Origin of the sequence: Streptomyces sp. NPDC020845 (assembly GCF_044334165.1) — a bacterium.
Taxonomy (GTDB): Bacteria; Actinomycetota; Actinomycetes; order Streptomycetales; family Streptomycetaceae; genus Streptomyces.
Window position 1 is genome coordinate 120,368 of the sequence record NZ_JBIRSJ010000013.1, and the last position, 19,106, is coordinate 139,473.

Below are 19,106 nucleotides of genomic sequence, written 5' to 3' on the forward strand. Positions count from 1 at the left end.
CGCCGCCGGTCCCGTACCTGCCTGGGCCCGGACGGCGCAACAAGCGGCACAACAGGCTCAACAACCGGCTCAACAAACCCAACAGGCGCAACAAGCGGCTCAACAAGCCCAACAGGCGCAGCAGACCCAACAGGCCCAGCAGGCGCACGAGACGGTGCGGCAGCCGACGCACCAGACGGCCGATGACGCGCCGGGCCCCGGCCCGGCAGGCGGCGGCCCGGCAGGCGGTGGCGGCGCTCCGGTCGGGCTCAGCCCGGCCCGGGTCCGGATGGTGTTCTTCGGGCTGATGCTCACGCTGCTGCTGGCGGCGCTCGACCAGACCATCGTGGCCACGGCCCTGCCGAAGGTGGTCGGTGAACTGCAGGGCCTGGACAAGATGTCCTGGGCCATCACCTCGTACCTCCTCGCCTCGACCATCGTGCTGCCGGTCTACGGCAAGCTGGGCGACCTGATGGGGCGCAAGGGCGTCTTCATCTTCTCCATTGCCGTCTTCGTGGCCGGCTCCGCGCTCGCGGGCTGGTCGCGCACGATGGACGAGCTGATCGCCTTCCGGGCGGTCCAGGGCGTGGGCGCCGGGGGCCTGATGATCGGCATTCAGGCGATCATGGCGGATATCGTCCCGCCCCGCGAGCGCGGCCGCTACATGGGGCTCATCGCCGCCGCGTTCGGCCTCGCGTCGGTCGCGGGCCCGCTGCTCGGCGGCTTCTTCACCGACCATATGTCCTGGCGGTGGTGCTTCTACGTCAATGTGCCCTTCGGCTTGGTCACGCTGGCCGTCGTGATCGTCGCGCTCAAGCTGCCCAAGCCGACCAGGCGGGCGCGCTTCGACTACCTGGGCGCGCTGCTCCTGGCCGTGTCCTCGACCTGCCTGGTGCTGCTGACGAGTTGGGGCGGCACCGAATACCCGTGGAAGTCCCGCGTCATCCTCGGGCTGGCGCTCGGGGCGCTGGGCAGCGCGATCCTCTTCGTCGTCATCGAGTCGGTGGCGGTCGAACCCATCATCCCGCTGCGGCTGTTCCGTGACTCGGTCTTCTGCGTCACCGGGCTCATCGGCATGGTCCTCGGCGTGGCGCTCTTCGGGGCCGCCAGCTATCTGCCCACCTTTCTCCAGATGGTCGACGGCGCCAGCGCCACCGAGTCGGGGCTGTTGCTGCTGCCCATGATGGGCGGCATGGTCGTGGCCTCCGTCGCCTCGGGCCAGCTCATCAGCGCCACCGGCCGGTACCGGATCTTCCCCATCGTCGGCGGTGTGCTCTCCGCCATCGGCATGTGGCTGCTCTCCCGTATGGACGAGGACACCTCCCGCCCGGACTACAGCCTGTGGATGGGGATCCTGGGGCTCGGCATGGGGCTGGTCATGCCGGTGCTCGTGCTCGCCGTCCAGAACTCCGTACGCCCCGCCGACATCGGCTCCGCCACCAGCGCCAACAACTACTTCCGGCAGATGGGCGGCAGCGTCGGCGCGGCCGTCTTCGGCACCCTCTTCGCCCACCGCCTCGCCGACCGGCTCGCGGTCGAACTCCCCACGGGCAGCGACGATCCGGGGGCGTCCGGCGCCGGGATCCCCGACCCCGAGTCGGTCACCCCGCAGCTGGTGCACTCGCTGCCCGGTCCGCTGCGCGACGGCTATATCGCGGCGTACGCCGACGCCATGCCGCGGATCTTCCTCTATCTCGTGCCGGTGCTCGTTCTGGGCTTCCTGCTCGCCTTCCTGCTGAAGGAGAAACCTCTGGTGTCCCACACCGACTTTGCCGTCCAGCAAGAACCCGTCGTCCCGGCCGCGCGCACCGTGCCCCGCACCGCCCCGACGCCCACCACCGCGGGCATCCCGGTCTGCGGCACCGTCCAGCACCACGACGGCACCACCGTCCCACGGGCGGCGCTCACCCTCATCGACGTCGCCGGACGCCAGATCGGGCGCGGGGCCACCGGGGAGGACGGACGGTACGCGCTGAGCACCCCGGGCGCCGGCGCCTACATCCTGATCGCCGCGGCCGGCGGCCATCAGCCGCGGGCGGTCAGCGTCACCGTCGGCGACCGCCCGGTCGACCTGGACGTCGTGCTCGGCGGGGCCGGGCGGCTGGCCGGGACGGTACGCACCGCGGACGGTGCGCCCGTACGGGACGCCACGGTCACCCTCACCGATGTACGCGGCGAGGTCGTCGCCACCACCCGCAGCGGGCTCGACGGCAGCTATGTGATCGCGGAGTTGGTGGCCGGCGAGTACACCCTCGCCTCCAGCGCCCCCGCCTTCCGCCCCGCCGCGCTGCCGGTCACCGTCCAGGCCGCCCGCGAGACCCGGCAGGACATCGAGCTCGCGGGCGGCGCGGTGCTGCGCGGCGTGGTGCGGGCGGGCGGCGGACGGCTCGTCGAGGACGCGCGCGTCACGCTCCTGGACGCGGCCGGAAACGTCGTCGACACGGCGACCACCACGGCCGACGGCGCCTTCCGCTTCGTCGACCTCTCGGCGGGCGAGTACACGGTGATCGCGGCCGGCTACCCGCCCGTCGCGACGGTCCTCCAGGTCGCGGGCGGCGGCCGTACCGAACGCGACCTTCAACTCGGCCACGAGGACTGAGCGCTCCGGGGTAGGGGGCGGTTCGTCTTCGTGGCCTAGACTTCCCGGCCACTGGCGAAAATCGCGTGGTCGAAGGCGCGGGCAAGGAGGAGTCGCGATGGCAACGGGGGGATGGGGTCCGCCGAACGGCCCCGGGCAGGGAGGCAACCGCTGGGGACCGCAGCCCCCGGCACCCGATCCGTACGCGCCTCCGCCGACACCGGATCCGTACGGACCGCCACCGCCGAACCCCTACGGGCCGCCCCCGCCCCCGCCCCCGCCGCCCGGGCCCTACCGGCCCGCGCCCACAGGTCGGCGCTGGTACCGGCGAGTGCCCTTCCTCTCCTTCCTCGTCCCCCTGCTCCGCCTGGCGCACCGGCCCGCCCGGAAACTGTTCGACCAGGACGGCGGTGGGCGCGTCCACGACCCCGTGGTGGACCGCGTCCAGATCACCCGCACGGTGCTCGGCCTCCTCGCGACGTTCGCCCTCTACTACACGTACGGATCGGAAGGCGACCTGAAGGACCAGGCCAGCGAGAGTGCCGGCCAACTCATCGTGACCCCGGTCCTGCTCCTCATCGCCGGACCGGTGGTCATCGCCCTCTTCATCCGCTACGCGCCCGCGGAGCGGCGGCGGTTGCTGCGCTCCCGGCTCAGCGTCCCGGCCAAGACCGTCGGCTGGTACGTCCTGACCGTGGCCGTCCTCGCCGCCACGTTGTGGGGGATCTCGGCCAACCCCGAGGTGCTGGAAGCGGAGCTGCACGGGGTGTGGCTGTTCGTGGCCGCGGTCCCGGCGCTCGTGTTCGTGTTTTGGGGGCTGCCGTTCTTCTTCATGGCCTCGGCCTACGTCGCCCGCTCCGCCTTCAACACCGCCTATGTGCACGCCGCGCTGCCGGCCGTGATCACCGTGGTGATGGTGTGGATCATCGCCGTCCTGAACGCGACCGGGGGCGGTACGCCGGGCGGGCCGCTGTGGGCCCAGTTCTGTGCCCTGTTCGGCGGCCCCTTGTCGGTGACCGGGCTCTCCCTGTGGGAGCTGCGCCGACTGCGCACCCGCCACGGCGTGACCATCCGCGGCTGAGACAGCGGCTGAGAGAAACCCCTATTCGGGTATTGCGGCGCGCGGCGCCCCGCGGCGGCCGTACCGTGGGTAGCGGTGGCGCAGATCTTGCCTGGCTAAGGAGTCATCCCCCTATGGACCGTGGCACGTCGCGCGGCGACGATGAGGTGGGCGGGGTGCCCCGGGTGCCGGAGCAGCGGGGTGGCGGGCCCGGGAGGATGCCGCTCGCGGTGGTGGTCATCGATGTCGACGGGCTGGTGACGCACTGGAGTTCCGGTGCGCGCAGGCTCTTCGGGCGGAGCCGAGAGGAGGCCGTGGGCTGCCGGGCCGTCGATCTGATGCCGGTCTCGGGCGCGCTGGGCGGGGCGGACTGGGAGGGCGGGGAGCGCGGACCGGACCTGGACGCCTCGCTGGGCGCGGCGGCGTCCTACCCCACGGCCGGGCGGGCCCGGATGGCCGATGGTCGGGACAACGATCCGGTCGAAGTTCTGTGGTGGGCCTATCCGCTGGTCGGGCCGGGGCCGGAGCGGCTGCTCGTACTAGCGGCCGACGCCTCGGGCCCGGCCGAGGCGGAGCGCGCGGCCGTCGGCGGGGAGCGGGAGCGGTTCGCGCCCGGCTTCGCCCGGCACACCGAGTTCCCCGGCGCGGACCGGCTCGCCGGGCGGCTGCCGGACATCCTGCCCAACATGGGCCCGGCCAGGGCGGGCCGGATCGTCGCCCAGATCCTTGAACTCGGCTATCCGGTGCTGGAGATCAGCAGGCACGAGCGGGTGCCCGTGACCCCGGACTGGGGCATGCCCCGCTACCGCGAGCGGCAGGCGCGGCAGGAGGCGGCCCGCCGCGCGGCGTCCGCGGCCGGGGCCGAGGACGCGACCCGGGGCGGGGGCGCGCGGGAAGCGTCGCGCGCCCCCGGTGTGCCGTACGCATCCGAAGCCCCGTACGACGCAGCCGAAGACCTCGATCTGGAGTACGCCGCCGTCCGCGAGCGGCTGGAATTCCTCAACGAGGTCAGCGGGCGCATCGGCAGCTCCCTCGACCTCGCCCGCACCATCCGCGAGGTCACCAGCGCCGCCGTGCCCCGCTTCGCGGACTTCGCCGGCACCCATCTGCGCGCCCAGGTGCTGGCCGGCGAGGGGTTCCCCGACGGCCCGCCCGACGTCACCACCATCTGGCACCGGGTGTGGGTCGAGCACAACGACGAACCGGGCCGCTGGGACGACACCGTGCCGGTCGGGGAGGCCATCGCCTTCCCCGAACACACGCCGTTCTTCCAGTGCATGGTCACCGGCGAGCCCGTGCTGATCCCGTACATCGACGACGCGCTGGGCGACCGGATCTCCGGGGAGTTCGAGAAGCGGGACCTGCGGCCGCTGATCAACGGGCGGTCGCTGCTGATCGTCCCGCTCAAGGCGCGCGATGTGGTGCTGGGCTTCATGGTGCTGATGCGCCGCGCGGGGCGGGAGCGGTTCCACGACGTGGACCGTACGACCGGCGCCGAACTCGCCGCCCGCGCGGGCCTGGTGCTCGACAACTCCCGTATGTACACCTACCAGGAGAACGTCGCCGAGACGCTCCAGGACAGCATGCTGCCCCAGGTCACCCCGCGTATGGCCGGATGCGACACGGCCACCCGCTATCTGCCGGGCACCCGGCTCGGCCGGGTCGGCGGTGACTGGTTCGACTGCGTCAAGCTGTCCGGCTCGCGCACCGCGCTCGTCGTCGGCGACGTCATGGGGCACGGGCTGAACGCGGCGGCGATGATGGGCCAGTTACGCACCGCCGTACAGACCATGGCCGCCCTCGACCTGCCGCCCGCCCAACTGCTGCGCAGCCTTGACGACCTGGCGCAGCGGCTCGGCGAGCACTACCTCGCCACCTGCCTCTACGCCGTCTACGACCCCATCCGCTCCGAACTGCTGATATCCAACGCGGGCCATATCCCGCCCGTGTTGGTGCGCGCCCAGGACGGCCGCAGCGAACTGCTCGACCTGCCGACCGGAGCGCCCATCGGGGTCGGCGGGGTGCCCTTCGAGACGGCCCTGGTACGAGTGGCGCCCGGCGACCGCCTGGTGCTGTGCACCGACGGCCTGGTCGAGGTGCGCGGCCAGGACATAGGCGCCGGGCTCGCGGCGCTGTGCGAATCCGCCGCGCACCCCGCGGCGTCGATGGACGAGGCGTGCGACACCATCATCCGCGCCCTCAACACCCGGGGCGGCCGCAAGGACGACGTGGCGCTGCTGATGGCCCGGCTGAACGGCATCCCGGCGGCGGACGTGGCGCAGTGGCGGCTCGCGCTGGAGCCGGGCGAAGTGGGCCGGGCGCGGCGGCTGGTGCGCGAGCGGCTGCTCCAATGGGGCCTGCCGGAGGCCGTGGAGACCGCGGAGCTGCTGGTCAGCGAGGTGGTGACCAATGCGATACGGCATGCCCACACCCACCATGTCGTGCTGCGTCTGGTGCGTACGGACGCGCTGCTGTGGGAGGTCTCCGACGACGACCACGAACTGCCGACGCTGCTGAGCGCGGGCCGCGACGACGAGACGGGGCGCGGGCTGCGGGTGGTCGGCGCCCTGGCGCGGGAGTGGGGCAGCAGCCGGTCGGCGGACGGTAAGACCGTCTGGTTCGAACAGAGCCTTCCCCGCCCGGGGCGCCCGTAGCGCCCGGGGCGCGCGGCGCGCGCGGGCGCGGGCGCGAATATCGCGTGAAGGAAAGCGCCGGGCCCTTGTCCGGGCCCCGGGAGTGGCGATAGCCACCTGGAGCGTACGGGCAAGAGGAGGCGTCTACTCCGGGGAGCGGCGGATGAGCGTATCGGAGCGCTACAGGCAGGCGTGGGAGAGCTACTGGCAGAACACCTCGGACACGCCGGGGGAGGCCATCTGGGACGCCGACCCGTCGCTGTCCGCGATCCCGCACCTCGCACTGCTGGCCCCGTACGCCGACGCCACACTGCCGATCGCCGACCTCGGCTGCGGCAACGGCACCCAGACCCGCTATCTGGCCACCCGCTACCCCCGCGCCATCGGCGTGGACCTGTCCTACGCGGCCATCGACCACGCGCGGCGCGCCGACAGGGAGCAGGCGGCGGACTTTGCCCACGGTACACGGAGCGCCACAAACCCCTGCCACAGTGACAAAACTCGCCAATGATAACCAAGTTGGCAAGCCTTGGTAGGTCGCTGACCTGCCCGGCGGTCGGGAGGATCGTCGTACGGGCGGACAAGCGCCGTCAAACCCGCCGGAGCGATCCAGGGGGGAATCTCCCATCCTCGGGTGGGAGAGAGCTCCAAATGCGCGCCGTCATCCATGACAGCGGGCCGCCCGGACCGGCGGCCCGCCGACGCGCGCACCGCCGAAGTGCCGGAGCTGCTGCGCGAGGCGGGGCTGACGGTGCTGGCCCACGGGCCCACCACCCTGCCGCAGACCGAGTACCGGGCGGACGGGACGCGGCTCGACCTCCCGGCACACTGGTACGTGGTCGCCGCGCTCAACTCCTCGCGCGCAGCGTGATGACCGTGGCCGTGCCGAGGGAGCCTTCGGTGGGGATCGTACGGGTCGTGGTGGCGCGCCCGTCGATGAGACGGCGCAATGACGCGGGGCCGGGCTGCAACCGGCCCCGTTCGAAGAGGACGAGGCTCACCTCGACCCCGGAGGCCCCGGAGGCCCCGGAGGCCCCGGAGCCCCCGGAGGCCCCGGAGGCCCCGGCGGCCGGGGCCATCCGCCGGTACTGGCCGTAGGTGACCGCATCGCAGCCGGAGTACCAGCCGAGGTCGGGCTCGTAGCCGGTGACCAGCAGACAGGGCCGGTCACCGGCGAACTGCCGGGCCACGGCGAGAGTTGAGACGCGTTGGGCGGTGGGGCCCGGCATCGCGTCGTGCGCCACGTACTGGGTGGTCGCCGGCACGGTGACGGCGGCCAGCGCGGCGACGGCGGCGAGCACGGCCTGGGACCAGCGGCCGGCCGGTTCGGCGAGGGTCTGCACGCCGAGGACGGTCAGCAGGACGACGGGCAGGTAGACGAAGCGGGGCTCGCCGTCCGTGGCCACCCCCAGCACGATGAAGGTGAGCACCGCGGTCATGCCGAGAAACACGCGGTTCCGGTCGCCGGGCCGCGAAGTCGCCGCCCCCCTACGCCGGTTGCCGCGCCGCCGCCGGATCGCGGCGCCCAGGCCCCACAGCCCCGCGGCCATGACGACGCCGCCGAGGTCGCCGGCCAGCCGGTACGGGAAGACGGACAGGTAGTACACGAGACCGTCGCCCACATAGGCCCGCCCGGCGTGCTCGGTCGCGGAGAAGATCAGGCCGAGGGGGCTGCCGGTGACCTCGGTGGCGTAGCTGAAGTGCGGTATCAGCCCGGCGATCAGGACGCCCGCGCCCAGGGCCAGTCGACGCCCCTGGGCCAGCCAGGCCCGGGGACCGTAGGCGAGGACGGCGGCGACGGCGATGGCCGCGAGGGTGCCCACCACGCCGTACCGCAGATAGAAGGCCGCGAGCGCCGGGAAGGGCAGCAGCATCAGAGCGCGTGAACCCGGCTTCTCCTGTGCGCGGACGAGCAGATAGACCACGGTCAGGAGCAGGCCCGTGGCGCCGATGTCGTTGAGGAACAGCGGGAGGCGGCGCAGGAAGCCCAGTCCGCTGAGGACCAGAAGCGTCGCCACCACGGCCCGTCGTGGGGTGGTCAGCCGAGCGGCGACCAGATAGGTCGTGGCGAGGGTGAACAGGGTCAGGAGCAGCGCGACCACGCGCAGCGCCCCGACGTCGTCGTGCACGGCCAGGGCGATCCGGCCGAGCGCCGGAAGCCCCACCGGGCGGTAGGTGCCCCAGCCCGCGTCCGGGGTGCCGTCGAGCCAGGAGCGGGCCTTGTTGCCGTACACCGCCTCCTCATGGCCGATCAGCGGCTCGTGGTCCTGAAGGGCGGCCCATACGGCGGTGGCCATGGCCAGGACCGCGGCGGCACCCGCCCACGCGGGTATTCGCCTCAGCCGGCCTGTGGCCCGTACGACCACGGGCGGCGGAGCGGGCACCGCCCGCGGGCCCCGCAGGGCGAGCAGCCACGCCGGGGCGGCGACGAGCAGCCAGGGCCACGGCTGCCCGCCGGCGACACCCACCGCGTGCAGCACCTGCTGTACGACGGCGGCGAGCGTCGTGGCGACGGCCACCACCAGAGCCACCCGCCGGCCGCGGGGCGCTCCGACTTCTCCGCCGCGCACCGGGGCGGGGCTGAGGACAGGGGCGATGGTCACAGGTCACCTCAAGGGCCGGAAAGCAGGCAGGGGCAGGCAGGGGCAGGCGGGGGCAGGCAGGGAACAGACGGGGAACGGGCCCGATGGTCACCCGGAGCTGCTGAGACGACGCTGAAGGATCCTGAAGACCTCTTCAGGGACGGCCGGAACTGCTGGGGATACTGAGGCGATGCGGCTACTGGTGGTGGAAGACGAGGAAGGGCTCGCGGTCGCCCTGAAAAGGGGCCTGGAAGCGGCCGGATACGCGGTGGACGTGGCTCATGACGGCCTGGTCGGCCTGCACATGGCGCGTCAGAACCCGTATCAGGCGATCGTGCTCGACATCATGCTGCCCGGCCTGAACGGATACCGGGTCTGCGCCAGGCTCCGTGCGGAGGACATCGAGACGCCCATCCTCATGCTGACCGCCAAGAACGGCGAGTACGACGAGGCCGAGGCACTGGACACCGGCGCCGACGACTTCCTGGCCAAACCCTTCTCGTACGTGGTGCTCGAGGCCCGGCTGCGGGCCCTGCTCCGCCGCGGCGGCGCCCGGACCCGCACCGTGCTGCGCATCGGTGACCTGTGGATCGACCCCGCCAACCGGTCCAGCGGCCGTGGCGATGTCCAGATCAGGCTGACCGCCAAGGAGTTCGCGGTGCTCGAATGCCTTGGGCGGCGGGCCGGTGAGGTCGTGCCCAAGATAGACATCGCCGATCAGGTCTGGTCGGCGGATTTCGAAGGCGATCTGAACATCGTCGAGGTGTATGTGAGCGCCCTGCGCCGAAAGATCGACACGCCTTTCGGCCGCGCGTCGATCGAGACGGTCCGGGGCATCGGCTACCGCATGACCGGCCATGGCGCCTGACGCGCCGAACACCCGGGCGGTACGCACCCGGCTGCGTAAGTCGCTCGCGCCGCAAGTACGCGCCGCCGTCCGGGCCGGACTTGCCGCGGCCTGGCTGCTTGTTGCGGTCGCCGTGTGTCTTCCGTCCGTGGATGTCATGGAGCTGGTACGGAGGCCCGAGGTCGAGGGCCCGGCCGTCATGCTGATCGGCGGCGCCACGGTGTGGGCGTTCGCGCGGCCCGCCCGACAGGCGCTGTCCCTGCGGCTGCGCGTCGCGCTCGTGGTCGGCGCCGCCACGGCCCTCCTGTTCGCCGCCGAACTCTGGTGGTCGGTCCAGACCGGCGGATCCGCGTTCGGCTACCTGGCCGGCCTCGGGTGGGGCCTGGCGTTCTGGGGACCCCTCGCCGTCGTGGTCCTCGCCGTCACCGCGTGGACGGCGGCGGACCGGGCGCTGCGCCCCGTCGAGGCCATCCGCCGGGAACTCGAGGACATCACGGCCCGGTCGCTGGGCCGCCGGGTGCCGGTCTCGTCCTCGGGCTCGGCCGATGAAATCGCCCGGCTCGCACGCACCATCAATACGACCCTGGACCGGCTGGAGCGGTCGGCCGAACTCCAGCAGCGGTTTATCGCCGACGCCTCCCACGAGTTGCGCAGCCCCCTCGCCGGGCTGCGGGCCTCCCTCGAATCGTCGCTGACGCACCCGGACGGCGTCGACTGGGAGGCCCGGGTACGCGACGCCCTCCGGGACATCGTGCGGCTCCAGAACCTCAGCCATGACCTGCTGCTCCTGGCCCAGTTGGACGGCGGCGCGCCCGCCGCCGATACGGCGGTCAACTTCACCGACCTCGCCCACGACCTGGCCGTGGAACACCAGCACCTGCCCCACCCCCGCCCGCTCGGCGTCCGCTGCGTCGCCGCCGACGACCCGCCGGTCTGGGTCCGGGGCAGCGATGTCCAGCTGGAACGGCTGCTGCGCAATCTGCTGGGCAACGCCTGCCGTTACGCCCGCACCACGGTCGAGGTCACGATCGGTACCGAGCGCCGCCAGGAGGACGGGGACACCGTCGTGTTCGAGGTCCGCGACGATGGCCCCGGAATCCCCGCGGCGGACCGGGAACGGGTCTTCACACGCTTCAGCCGACTGGAGGACGCCCGCACCCGAAAGTCCGGCGGGGCAGGGCTCGGCCTGGCCATCGCCCGCGAGATCGCGGTCCGCCACGGCGGCACCCTCCACTTCGCGGACACGGCGCACGGGACGTGTGCCGTCGGCCGGCTGCCTCACCTCACGCGCCGACCTCTGCACGGTCCAGGCGGGCCTTGACGTCGCGCCGTCGTTCCACGGCGGCCCTGATCAAGCCGACGAACAGCGGGTGCGGACGGGTGGGCCGGGAACGCATCTCCGGATGCGACTGGGTACCCACCAGATACGGATGTATCTCGCGCGGATACTCCACGTACTCCACCAGCCTGTCGTCCGGAGAGACGCCCGAGAACACCAGCCCCGCCTTCTTCTCCAGCTCCACCCGGTACGCGTTGTTCACCTCGTACCGGTGCCGGTGCCGCTCCTCCACCCGGTCCCGTCCTCCGTACACCTCACGCACCAGCGATCCCTGGGCCAGCTTCGCCGGGTACATCCCCAGGCGCATCGTGCCGCCCAGATCCCCGGCTCCCTCGACGATGTCCAGCTGCTCCGCCATGGTCGAGATCACCGGGTCCGCCGCGCCGGGGTCGAACTCGGTGGAGTCCGCCCCCTTGATCCCGGCGGCGTTCCGCGCCGCCTCGATCACGATGCACTGAAGGCCCAGGCACAGTCCCAGCAACGGAATCCCTTGTTCCCGGGCATGGGCGATGGCGCCCACCTTGCCCTCCACACCGCGCTCGCCGAAGCCACCCGGCACACACACCGCGTCCGCGTCCGCGAGCTGCCGCTCCGCGCCCAGGGGGGTGCGGCAGTCATCGGCGGCGACCCACTTGATCCGGACCCGGACGGCATTGGCGAATCCGCCCGCGCGCAGGGCCTCGGTCACGGACAGATAGGCGTCCGGCAAGTCGATGTACTTACCCACGAGGGCCACGACGACGTCATGCCGCGGTTCGTGGACACGCCGCAGCAGGTCGTCCCACTGCCGCCAGTCCACATCGCGGAACGGCAGGTCCAACCGCCGCACCACATAGGCGTCCAGCCCCTCCGCATGGAGCACTCGGGGGATGTCGTAGATCGACTTCGCGTCGACCGCCGCCACCACCGCCGCGTTGTCCACATCACACATCAGCGAGACCTTGCGCTTGATCGAGGTCGGCACCTCCCGGTCGGCGCGCAGCACGATGGCGTCCGGCTGGATGCCGATGTTCCGCAGCGCGGCCACCGAGTGCTGCGTCGGCTTGGTCTTCAGCTCTCCGGCCGGACCGAGGTACGGCAGCAGGGAGATGTGCACCACGAACACATGGTCGCGGCCCACTTCGTGCCGTACCTGCCGCACGGCCTCCAGGAACGGCAGCGACTCGATGTCCCCCACCGTCCCTCCGACCTCGGTGATCACCACGTCCACATCGGACGATGCCATCCCACGGATCCGGCGTTTGATCTCGTCGGTGATGTGCGGGATCACCTGGACCGTGTCCCCCAGGTACTCTCCGCGCCGCTCCTTGGCGATCACGGAGGAGTACACCTGGCCGGTGGTCACATTGGCCGAACCGTCCAGGTCCACGTCCAAAAACCGCTCGTAGTGGCCGACGTCCAGATCGGTCTCCGCCCCGTCGTCGGTGACGAAGACCTCACCGTGCTGGAACGGATTCATCGTGCCCGGATCCACATTCAGATACGGATCCAGCTTCTGCATGGTCACTCGCAGGCCGCGTGCCTTCAGCAGGGCACCCAGACTGGATGCCGTCAGGCCCTTGCCGAGTGACGAAGCCACGCCTCCGGTGACGAAGACGTGTTTGACGGTCGGGACTTCCAGGCGCATGGCCACAATCGCTCCCGTGGTCGAAGAGGGGAAATGACGGCGCGCCGGGCATGCCGACGCCTGCCGTGGTCATGCGACGGCGACGCCTGCCGGAGGGAGCAGCGGGGAACGGCTCAGTGGCCTTCCCCGCCGTGAGCGAACGTGCCGTCCTTGATCACAGAGCCGCGCTTGTAGGCGTGGGTGATGAGCTCGGTGTCGACTTCGGTGATGTCGGCGAAGTGTGCCAGCCGTTCCCCCAGGAACCGGTAGAGGTCGGCCTCGTGTTTCAGACATACCTCCACCAGGAGGTTGTAGGCACCGGTGATGGCGGCGCAGTAACGCACTTCGGGGAGCGCGGCCAGCGCGGTGCCGACGGCCTCCATGCCGGCGGGGCGGACTTTCAGACACAGTTGGGCCTCGACGCGCAGACCCAGCAGGGCCGGTTCGATCTCGGTGCGCAGATAGACCATCTGACGTTCCAGCAGCGCCGTGACCCGGCGGCCGGCTGTGGCCACCGAGAAGTCGAGTTCCTTCGCCAGACTGGTCAGACTGATACGGGCGTTCTTGATGAGGGCCTCGGCCACCCGCTGATCGGTGGGGGAGATCGGATACCGGTCCGCGGGCGTGCTGATGGGTTGAACCGCGCTTTCCCGGAGCAGTCTCCTCTCCTGCTCGGACAGCAGTGGGGCGTGCCATTCGGCCACGGTGGTGAATGTGCGGAGGGTCACGTACGCGTCCAGTCTCCTGACCGCAGAGATACCAGGGATTCCGTTCTGCATCAAGGAATGGAGGGTGCGTTCAGGAGGCAGAATCACCTCACACCAGAGCACATTGCCGCGCCCGCTGACCGTAATGACGCCCCGGAAGTCATCGCGACCGATGAGTTCCTTTGCCACGCGGACCGACGCCCCGGTCTCCACCTCGAGTCGGATGTGCACCGAACTGCCGAGCCCGCAGCGCATGACGTCGTACAGGGCCGTGGGGCGCACCATCCCGGACCCGGTGAGCCGCTGTATCCGCCGGGCGACGGTTCGTTCGTGCTCGCCCAGGATCCGCCCGATCTCGCCGCATCCGGCCCGGGGATGGGCCTGCAGAGCAGCCACCACGCGACAGTCACTCTCGTCCAGCGTGTCGGAAGCGTTCATCATGGCGGGATTCTTTCAATCTCTCTAGCGGAATTACTAGCCCTGTTGTCGGATCTCTTCACGTCGTGCAGAATCGTCTCCCGTTGGGTGTCACTGGGTGCCAACCGGAGCCGCTCGTTCGGGCAGTGACCTGAGGAGGCGTGGCAGGTGCGGAGTACGGTGCTCGATGTCTTGCGGGGCGCGCCTGGTCCGGGTGCGTGCCGACCGGTCGAGTCGCGCCGATGGCGATGTCAACGCCCCGCACGTTCCTGACGTAATTCCTGCTTCGCCCGAGATCGGCGTTGCGCCGATTTTTCTGGAACCCGAGAACAAAAGCGCCAATGCAACCGCTCCAGCCGTCTATGCCGGTGAGGATGGAAATTGTCTGGCGAGAAGAGTTCAGTGGTGGTTCAGCAACAGTTCACCGAACAAGCAATGCGGTCGGTTCTCGGGCATTTCTGCTCGGGAGTCACGGTGGTCACCGCGATGGGCCGCGCCGGTCCGGTGGGGTTTACCTGCCAGGCATTTACCTCGCTTTCGCTTCGGCCACCGCAGGTGCTGCTGTGTCCCAGCCTCACCTCGACGACCTGGCCTGTCATCAGTGAATGCGGCCAGTTCTGCGTGAACGTTCTCGCGCAGTCGCAGAGCCTGCTCAGTGAGCGATTCGCCCAGTCCGGAGGCGACAAGTTCCACGGAGTACGGTGGACCGCCTCACCTCACGGCTCGCCCCGGCTGACGGGTGCCGTGGCCTGGCTCGACTGCGAAGTGCACGCGGAGTACGACGGCGGGGACCACCTCATCGTCAGGGGCGACATCCGCTCGCTGGAAGCGGCTTCCGCCGTCCGACCGCTGCTGTACTACCGGGGCCGTTACACCGGCCTCGCCGAGGAGGCGTTCGGCGCCTCCTGAGCGCTCACCCACCTTCCCGACCCATTGACCTGGGGCACCCATGCCCCGGAGCGCACATCCGCACTGTCACAGAGGAGTACCAGCATGCGCGACATCCCCACCCCCGCCGGCCTGCTCGCCGGTCTCGACGTTTTCATCGGCGGACCGATCCAGCACGCCATCCTGTCCAACGGCTTCGCCGGTGACCTTCAGGACGCCATCTCCAGCGCCATCGACGTGGTCCGGGAGAACGGGGGGAACGTGTTCTCGGCACATGTGGTCGAGAAATTCGGGGCGGAGACCGCCGCCTTCACGCCGGAGCAGGTCTCCGTGCGCGACTTCCGTTGGATGAAGAAGTGCGACGTCTTCGTGCCCGTACTCCCCCTGTTACCCGATCAGACGCTGCGCCGGACCGACGGCACACACGTCGAGCTGGGCTGGGCCACCGCACTGGGGCGCCCCATCGTCATCGTCACCAGGCAGCCGTTCGTGGACTCCGCGAGCCATCTGCTGAAGGGGCTGCACCGGGTCGGCTCGGTGTGGACGGTCGACTTCGACGAGTTCAACGAGAAGCCGAGCCTGCTGATCGAGGGGGTGCTCGCCGCGACGGAAGGCCAGCGGGAGGCGATCAGCGCCGGGGTCGTCGCCTAGGCCCGGCCCCGTCCGGGCGGGCAGGGCCCGGTGTCCTGTCCCCTCACATCCGGAACACACCCGCTCGTTCGCCGCACTCCTGACGGAGAACCAAGTGTCCGACGTGACAATAATGGGTCTGAGCCTCAAGAACCCCGTGATCGTGGGGTCCGGGCTGCTCACCGACCAAGAACGCAACATCCGCACACTGCTCGCCGCGGGGGCGGGCGCCGTTGTCACCAAAACGATTCACCCCAGTCCCCCGAAGGACCTGGACGAGAGAATCCTGCGCCTACCGGTAGGGATGCTCAACAGCACCACCTACTCCAAGAGGTCGGTCGACCACTGGCTGAAGGTGCTGCGCTCGCTGACCGAGGACCAACTCCCCATCATCGCCTCCCTCCACGCGGACAGCCCGTCCGAGCTGGGCGATCTCGCCGCGCAGGTCCAGGGCACCGGATGCCGGGCGCTCGAACTGGGCATCTCCTGCCTGAACGAGGAGTCGGGGCTGGAAGACGACAACCCGGACCGGGTGTACGCCTACACCGCCGAGACCCGCACCCGGACCTCCCTGCCCCTGTCGGTCAAGCTGGCCATCGGGGAGGGCCTGGAGGACCGGGTACGTGCCGCGATCGCGGGTGGGGCGGACGCCATCACCGTCAGCGACACCATCTCCGGTGCGGCAGTGTCCCCGGACACCGGTGAGCTGGAACTGGGCGGAGTCTTCGGCTACTCGGGCCCGGGCATCAAACCCCTGGTCCTCGCGGCCATCTGGCGGCTCCGCAAACGGGGATTCGCCCTGCCCATCATGGGCGTGGGAGGCATTTCCTCCGGCCGGGACGTGGCCGACTACCTGCACGTCGGCGCGAATGCGACCCAGGTGTACACGGCCCTGCACACCGATATGCGGGCCACGCTCGAGCGGATCGTGACCGAGACCGAGTCGGCGCTTCCGCGCACCGCCGAGTTACCGCTGGAGGTGGCCACATGACGCGCGTCGCGCCGGGCCTGGCGGACCTGACCAGCGCCCAGGTCATGGACCGCCTGCGGGACCGCACCCTCATCTGGCCGATCGGAGCCACCGAGCAGCACGGTCCGCATCTGCCGCTCTCCGTGGACTCCGTCCTCGCGGAGGAGTTCGCCGCCGAGATCGCGGCCGAACTGGACGGCTTCACCCTTCCGGTGCAGTCGATCGGCGCCCGGTCCCTGCCACAGAGCGGAGGCGGGCTGTCCTTTCCCGGGACCGTGTACGTGGGCGGCGAGACCCTGATCCGGTTTCTCGCCGAGACCCTCCGGTCACTGGCCGGTCTGCCCTTCGCACGGCTCATCGTGGTCAACGGCCACTACGAGAACGAGCCGTTCATCTTCGAAGCGCTCGACCAGATACGGCAGCAGGGGGACTTCGGCCACCGGGAGGTCATCGCCTTCAGCTGGTGGAGCATGGTGCAGGACTCCTGGCTCGCCGCCGAGGTCGGTGACTTCCCCGGTTGGCACGCCGAGCACGCCGGCCTCACCGAGACCAGCCTGATGCTGCATCTGCGGCCGGACCTGGTGACGGAAACCCGGCTGGACCACGACCGTCCGCCGCGCAGCGGGGTCTATCTGCACCCCATCGATCTGGCCCAGACCACCAACCAAGGGATCCTGTCCTCGACCTCCGGATCCAGCGCTGACCTGGGCGAGAAGCTGTTCCGGCATGTGATCGCGGAATCCGTCGCCATGGTGCGGGAAGGGGGAGGGCTGCTCTTCGCCCGGACCAGGCCGGACCGGCGGTGGCAGGCCAAGGTGAGCGAAGGGAGGCAGTCATGAGCCGTAAATTCCATCTGGCTTTTATCTTCAACTTCACCCCGGACGACTGGCAGGGCCCGTTCGGGACGGGCGGTTCGCCGTGGAGTGGCGCGTTCCATACGGAGGTCGCCCAGGCTCTCGAGCGTGCCTGCTTCGACTACGTCATCGTCGAGGACAAGCTCATGGTCCCGGAGAGCTACGGCGGCTCCAGGGAGGCGGCGCTCAAGCAGGCCATGGTGGTGCCCAAGCACGACCCGGTGCCGCTGGCCGTCGCGATGGGTGTGGCCACCTCGCAGCTGGGCATCGTCGCCACCCTGTCCACCATGGCCTATCCGCCGTTCATGACCGCGCGCCTGGCCTCGACGATGGACAGCATGCTGGGCGGGCGCTTCGGCTGGAACATCGTCACCAGCGCCGAGGACCTGGCCGCGCGGAACTTCGGGATGGAGGAGCTGCCGCCGCGCGACGTCCGCTACGAGATGGCGGACGAATACGTCGACGTGGTCAAGCAGCTCTTCGCGTCCTGGGACAAGGACGCGGTGGTCCTCGACCGGGAGAACGGCGTCTACGCCGACCACACCAAGGTCCGCCCCGTCCACTTCAAGGGCAAGTACTTCAGTGTGCGGGGCCCGCTGAACACCGTTCCCTCGCCCCAGCACCGTCCCGCGTTCGTCCAGGCGGGTGCCTCTCCGCGCGGGAAGGTGTTCGCGGCGCGCAACGCCGATTCGATCATCGCGATCGCCAGCGGTGTCGAGAGCATGAAGCAATTCCGGGACGATGTCCGCCGACACGCCGAGGACTTCGGGCGGGACCCCGATGAGATCAAGGTCCTGTTCTGTGTCACACCCACCCTGGGCGAGACCGAGCAGGACGCGCGGGAGAAGCAGGCCCGGATGGTCTCCTCGCCGCAGTTCATCCAGGACATCCTGGCGCAGACCTCCGCCCTGACAGAAATCGACTTCGCGCAGTTCGACCTGGACAAGCCCCTGCCCCACAAATTGGAGACCAACGGCGAGCAGGGCTCGCTGGACAAGCTCCAGCAGTGGGGCAGCGGCAAGACGCTGCGTGAACTCGTCGTGGACGGCGCGGGCGGGCTGGTGTCCTCGGTCGACTTGGTCGGGACGCCGGACCAGGTGGCGGAGCGGATGGGCGAGGTGATGGAGGAAGTGGGCGGAGACGGTTTCATGCTGACCACTCCGCTGCTCCGGCTGAACCGCCGCTACATCGCCGAGGTCACCGACGGACTGATCCCCGCGCTGCAACGCCGGGGGCTGACCCGGACGGCGTACACCCCCGGCCGCACCCTGAGAGAAAACCTCATGGAGTTCTGAAAGAAGGGGCGAAGGCCCGCCCCCTTCGCGCCGCGCCCGCCCCGGCTCCGGGCCGGGCGCGGCGCGGAACCGTCGACGTATCCCGCTCCGGCGGCGCAGGAAAGGTGTTCCCATGATCGGCGCCGATACGCGGCTGGCTCTTGATCCCGTCGCGCAGAATCTGCTCTTCCGCCAGGCCCACACCGCATACGCCTTCACGGACGACCCGGTGTCCGACGAGACCGTCGAAGAGATCTACGATCTGGTGAAATACGGTCCGACGGCATTCAACCAGCAACCCCTGCGCGCGCTGCTGCTGCGCTCCCCGGAAAGCCGCGCAAGGCTGCTGCCGCATCTGTCGAGCAGTAATCGGGACAAGACCGAGCGGGCCCCACTCACCGCCGTACTGGCCGTCGACCACGAGTTCCACCAGGAACTTCCGGAACAATTCCCCGTACTGCCCGCGGCAAAGGACCTCTTTTACGCCGACCGCGAGGTACGGGAGCACTCCGCCGCCGTGAACGGCGCCCTCCAGGCCGCGTATTTCATCATCGGCATTCGGGCCGCCGGGCTGGCCGCCGGACCGATGACCGGGTTCGACGCGGCCGGTGTCGACGCGGAGTTCTTCGCCGACGGGGAGCACTCGGTGCTCGCCGTGGTCAACATCGGCAGGCCGAAGCCGGACGGCCTGCGCCAGCGTGGGCCCCGGCTGGCGTACCACCAGGTGTTCTCCAGCCTCTGA

At 70.4% G+C, this 19,106-nt stretch carries 14 protein-coding genes and 1 pseudogene; 12 read left to right on the forward strand and 3 right to left on the reverse strand.

Translation table 11 applies throughout. From position 1 onward, the window contains the following. The first annotated feature begins 154 nt into the window (after window positions 1-154). The 4 genes and pseudogenes from ACH4U7_RS33010 to ACH4U7_RS33025 all read left to right on the forward strand — a co-directional run bounded on the left by ACH4U7_RS33010 (window position 155) and on the right by ACH4U7_RS33025 (window position 7,121). Window positions 155-2,578, forward strand: a complete 2,424-nt coding sequence (locus ACH4U7_RS33010; RefSeq protein WP_398531440.1) for an MFS transporter — start codon at window positions 155-157, stop codon at window positions 2,576-2,578. Between the two features lie 97 nt (window positions 2,579-2,675). Beyond that, window positions 2,676-3,638 carry a hypothetical protein gene (locus ACH4U7_RS33015; protein ID WP_398531441.1) on the forward strand — a complete coding sequence of 321 codons (963 nt, stop codon included), beginning with the start codon at window positions 2,676-2,678 and terminating at the stop codon, window positions 3,636-3,638. A 113-nt stretch (window positions 3,639-3,751) separates the two neighbouring features. After that, window positions 3,752-6,271: a SpoIIE family protein phosphatase gene (locus tag ACH4U7_RS33020; protein ID WP_398531442.1), complete on the forward strand. Its 2,520-nt coding sequence runs from the start codon at window positions 3,752-3,754 to the stop codon at window positions 6,269-6,271. A gap of 142 nt (window positions 6,272-6,413) precedes the next feature. Further along, a pseudogene (locus ACH4U7_RS33025) lies at window positions 6,414-7,121 on the forward strand (class I SAM-dependent methyltransferase). On the opposite strand, the gene ACH4U7_RS33030 reads toward ACH4U7_RS33025, so the two are convergent. After that, entirely contained in the window at window positions 7,099-8,853 is a 1,755-nt protein-coding gene (locus ACH4U7_RS33030; RefSeq protein ID WP_398531443.1) for a glycosyltransferase, read from the reverse strand. The pseudogene ACH4U7_RS33025 and the gene ACH4U7_RS33030 sit on opposite strands and share 23 nt — an antisense overlap. A 169-nt stretch (window positions 8,854-9,022) precedes the next feature. On the opposite strand from ACH4U7_RS33030, the gene ACH4U7_RS33035 reads away from it, so the two are divergent. Beyond that, complete coding sequence (locus tag ACH4U7_RS33035; protein WP_398531444.1) at window positions 9,023-9,700, forward strand: response regulator transcription factor; 678 nt, start codon at window positions 9,023-9,025, stop codon at window positions 9,698-9,700. Beyond that, a complete protein-coding gene (locus ACH4U7_RS33040) occupies window positions 9,690-11,000 on the forward strand; it encodes a sensor histidine kinase (protein ID WP_398531445.1) in 1,311 nt (436 codons plus the stop codon). Before ACH4U7_RS33035 ends, ACH4U7_RS33040 begins: the two co-directional genes overlap by 11 nt. On the opposite strand, the gene ACH4U7_RS33045 is transcribed toward ACH4U7_RS33040, so the two are convergent. Together ACH4U7_RS33045 and ACH4U7_RS33050 are read right to left on the reverse strand one after the other, a co-directional pair. Next, window positions 10,963-12,645 (reverse strand): CTP synthase, encoded by a 1,683-nt coding sequence (locus ACH4U7_RS33045; RefSeq protein WP_398531446.1) that lies wholly within the window; start codon window positions 12,643-12,645, stop codon window positions 10,963-10,965. The two genes, ACH4U7_RS33040 and ACH4U7_RS33045, sit on opposite strands and share 38 nt — an antisense overlap. A 113-nt stretch (window positions 12,646-12,758) precedes the next feature. Further along, complete coding sequence (locus ACH4U7_RS33050; RefSeq protein WP_398531447.1) at window positions 12,759-13,772, reverse strand: Lrp/AsnC family transcriptional regulator; 1,014 nt, start codon at window positions 13,770-13,772, stop codon at window positions 12,759-12,761. A 411-nt stretch (window positions 13,773-14,183) separates the two neighbouring features. On the opposite strand from ACH4U7_RS33050, the gene ACH4U7_RS33055 reads away from it, so the two are divergent. From ACH4U7_RS33055 to ACH4U7_RS33080, 6 genes are all read left to right on the forward strand, one after another. Further along, window positions 14,184-14,657, forward strand: coding sequence for a flavin reductase family protein (locus tag ACH4U7_RS33055; protein WP_398531448.1), 474 nt, complete (start codon window positions 14,184-14,186; stop codon window positions 14,655-14,657). A gap of 84 nt (window positions 14,658-14,741) precedes the next feature. Beyond that, complete coding sequence (locus ACH4U7_RS33060) at window positions 14,742-15,287, forward strand: nucleoside 2-deoxyribosyltransferase (protein WP_398531449.1); 546 nt, start codon at window positions 14,742-14,744, stop codon at window positions 15,285-15,287. 94 nt (window positions 15,288-15,381) lie between these two features. Next, on the forward strand, window positions 15,382-16,257 hold the full coding sequence (locus tag ACH4U7_RS33065) for a dihydroorotate dehydrogenase (protein WP_398531450.1): 876 nt from the start codon (window positions 15,382-15,384) through the stop codon (window positions 16,255-16,257). After that, window positions 16,254-17,075 (forward strand): creatininase family protein, encoded by an 822-nt coding sequence (locus ACH4U7_RS33070; RefSeq protein WP_398531451.1) that lies wholly within the window; start codon window positions 16,254-16,256, stop codon window positions 17,073-17,075. The genes ACH4U7_RS33065 and ACH4U7_RS33070 overlap by 4 nt, the downstream gene beginning before the upstream one ends. Next, on the forward strand, window positions 17,072-18,385 hold the full coding sequence (locus ACH4U7_RS33075) for an NtaA/DmoA family FMN-dependent monooxygenase (RefSeq protein WP_398531452.1): 1,314 nt from the start codon (window positions 17,072-17,074) through the stop codon (window positions 18,383-18,385). The genes ACH4U7_RS33070 and ACH4U7_RS33075 overlap by 4 nt, the downstream gene beginning before the upstream one ends. Window positions 18,386-18,497: 112 nt before the next feature. Next, window positions 18,498-19,106 carry a malonic semialdehyde reductase gene (locus tag ACH4U7_RS33080; protein WP_398531453.1) on the forward strand — a complete coding sequence of 203 codons (609 nt, stop codon included), beginning with the start codon at window positions 18,498-18,500 and terminating at the stop codon, window positions 19,104-19,106.

What these genes read in the sequence shown, in the direction of transcription:
- ACH4U7_RS33015 (WP_398531441.1), top strand. Translation starts at nt 2,676, where the DNA reads ATGGCAACGGGGGGATGGGGTCCGCCGAACGGCCCCGGGCAGGGAGGC.
- ACH4U7_RS33020 (WP_398531442.1), top strand. Translation starts at nt 3,752, where the DNA reads ATGGACCGTGGCACGTCGCGCGGCGACGATGAGGTGGGCGGGGTGCCC.
- ACH4U7_RS33035 (WP_398531444.1), top strand. Translation starts at nt 9,023, where the DNA reads ATGCGGCTACTGGTGGTGGAAGACGAGGAAGGGCTCGCGGTCGCCCTG.
- ACH4U7_RS33040 (WP_398531445.1), top strand. Translation starts at nt 9,690, where the DNA reads ATGGCGCCTGACGCGCCGAACACCCGGGCGGTACGCACCCGGCTGCGT.
- ACH4U7_RS33045 (WP_398531446.1), bottom strand. Translation starts at nt 12,645, where the DNA reads ATGCGCCTGGAAGTCCCGACCGTCAAACACGTCTTCGTCACCGGAGGC.
- ACH4U7_RS33050 (WP_398531447.1), bottom strand. Translation starts at nt 13,772, where the DNA reads ATGATGAACGCTTCCGACACGCTGGACGAGAGTGACTGTCGCGTGGTG.
- ACH4U7_RS33055 (WP_398531448.1), top strand. Translation starts at nt 14,184, where the DNA reads ATGCGGTCGGTTCTCGGGCATTTCTGCTCGGGAGTCACGGTGGTCACC.
- ACH4U7_RS33060 (WP_398531449.1), top strand. Translation starts at nt 14,742, where the DNA reads ATGCGCGACATCCCCACCCCCGCCGGCCTGCTCGCCGGTCTCGACGTT.
- ACH4U7_RS33070 (WP_398531451.1), top strand. Translation starts at nt 16,254, where the DNA reads ATGACGCGCGTCGCGCCGGGCCTGGCGGACCTGACCAGCGCCCAGGTC.
- ACH4U7_RS33075 (WP_398531452.1), top strand. Translation starts at nt 17,072, where the DNA reads ATGAGCCGTAAATTCCATCTGGCTTTTATCTTCAACTTCACCCCGGAC.
- ACH4U7_RS33080 (WP_398531453.1), top strand. Translation starts at nt 18,498, where the DNA reads ATGATCGGCGCCGATACGCGGCTGGCTCTTGATCCCGTCGCGCAGAAT.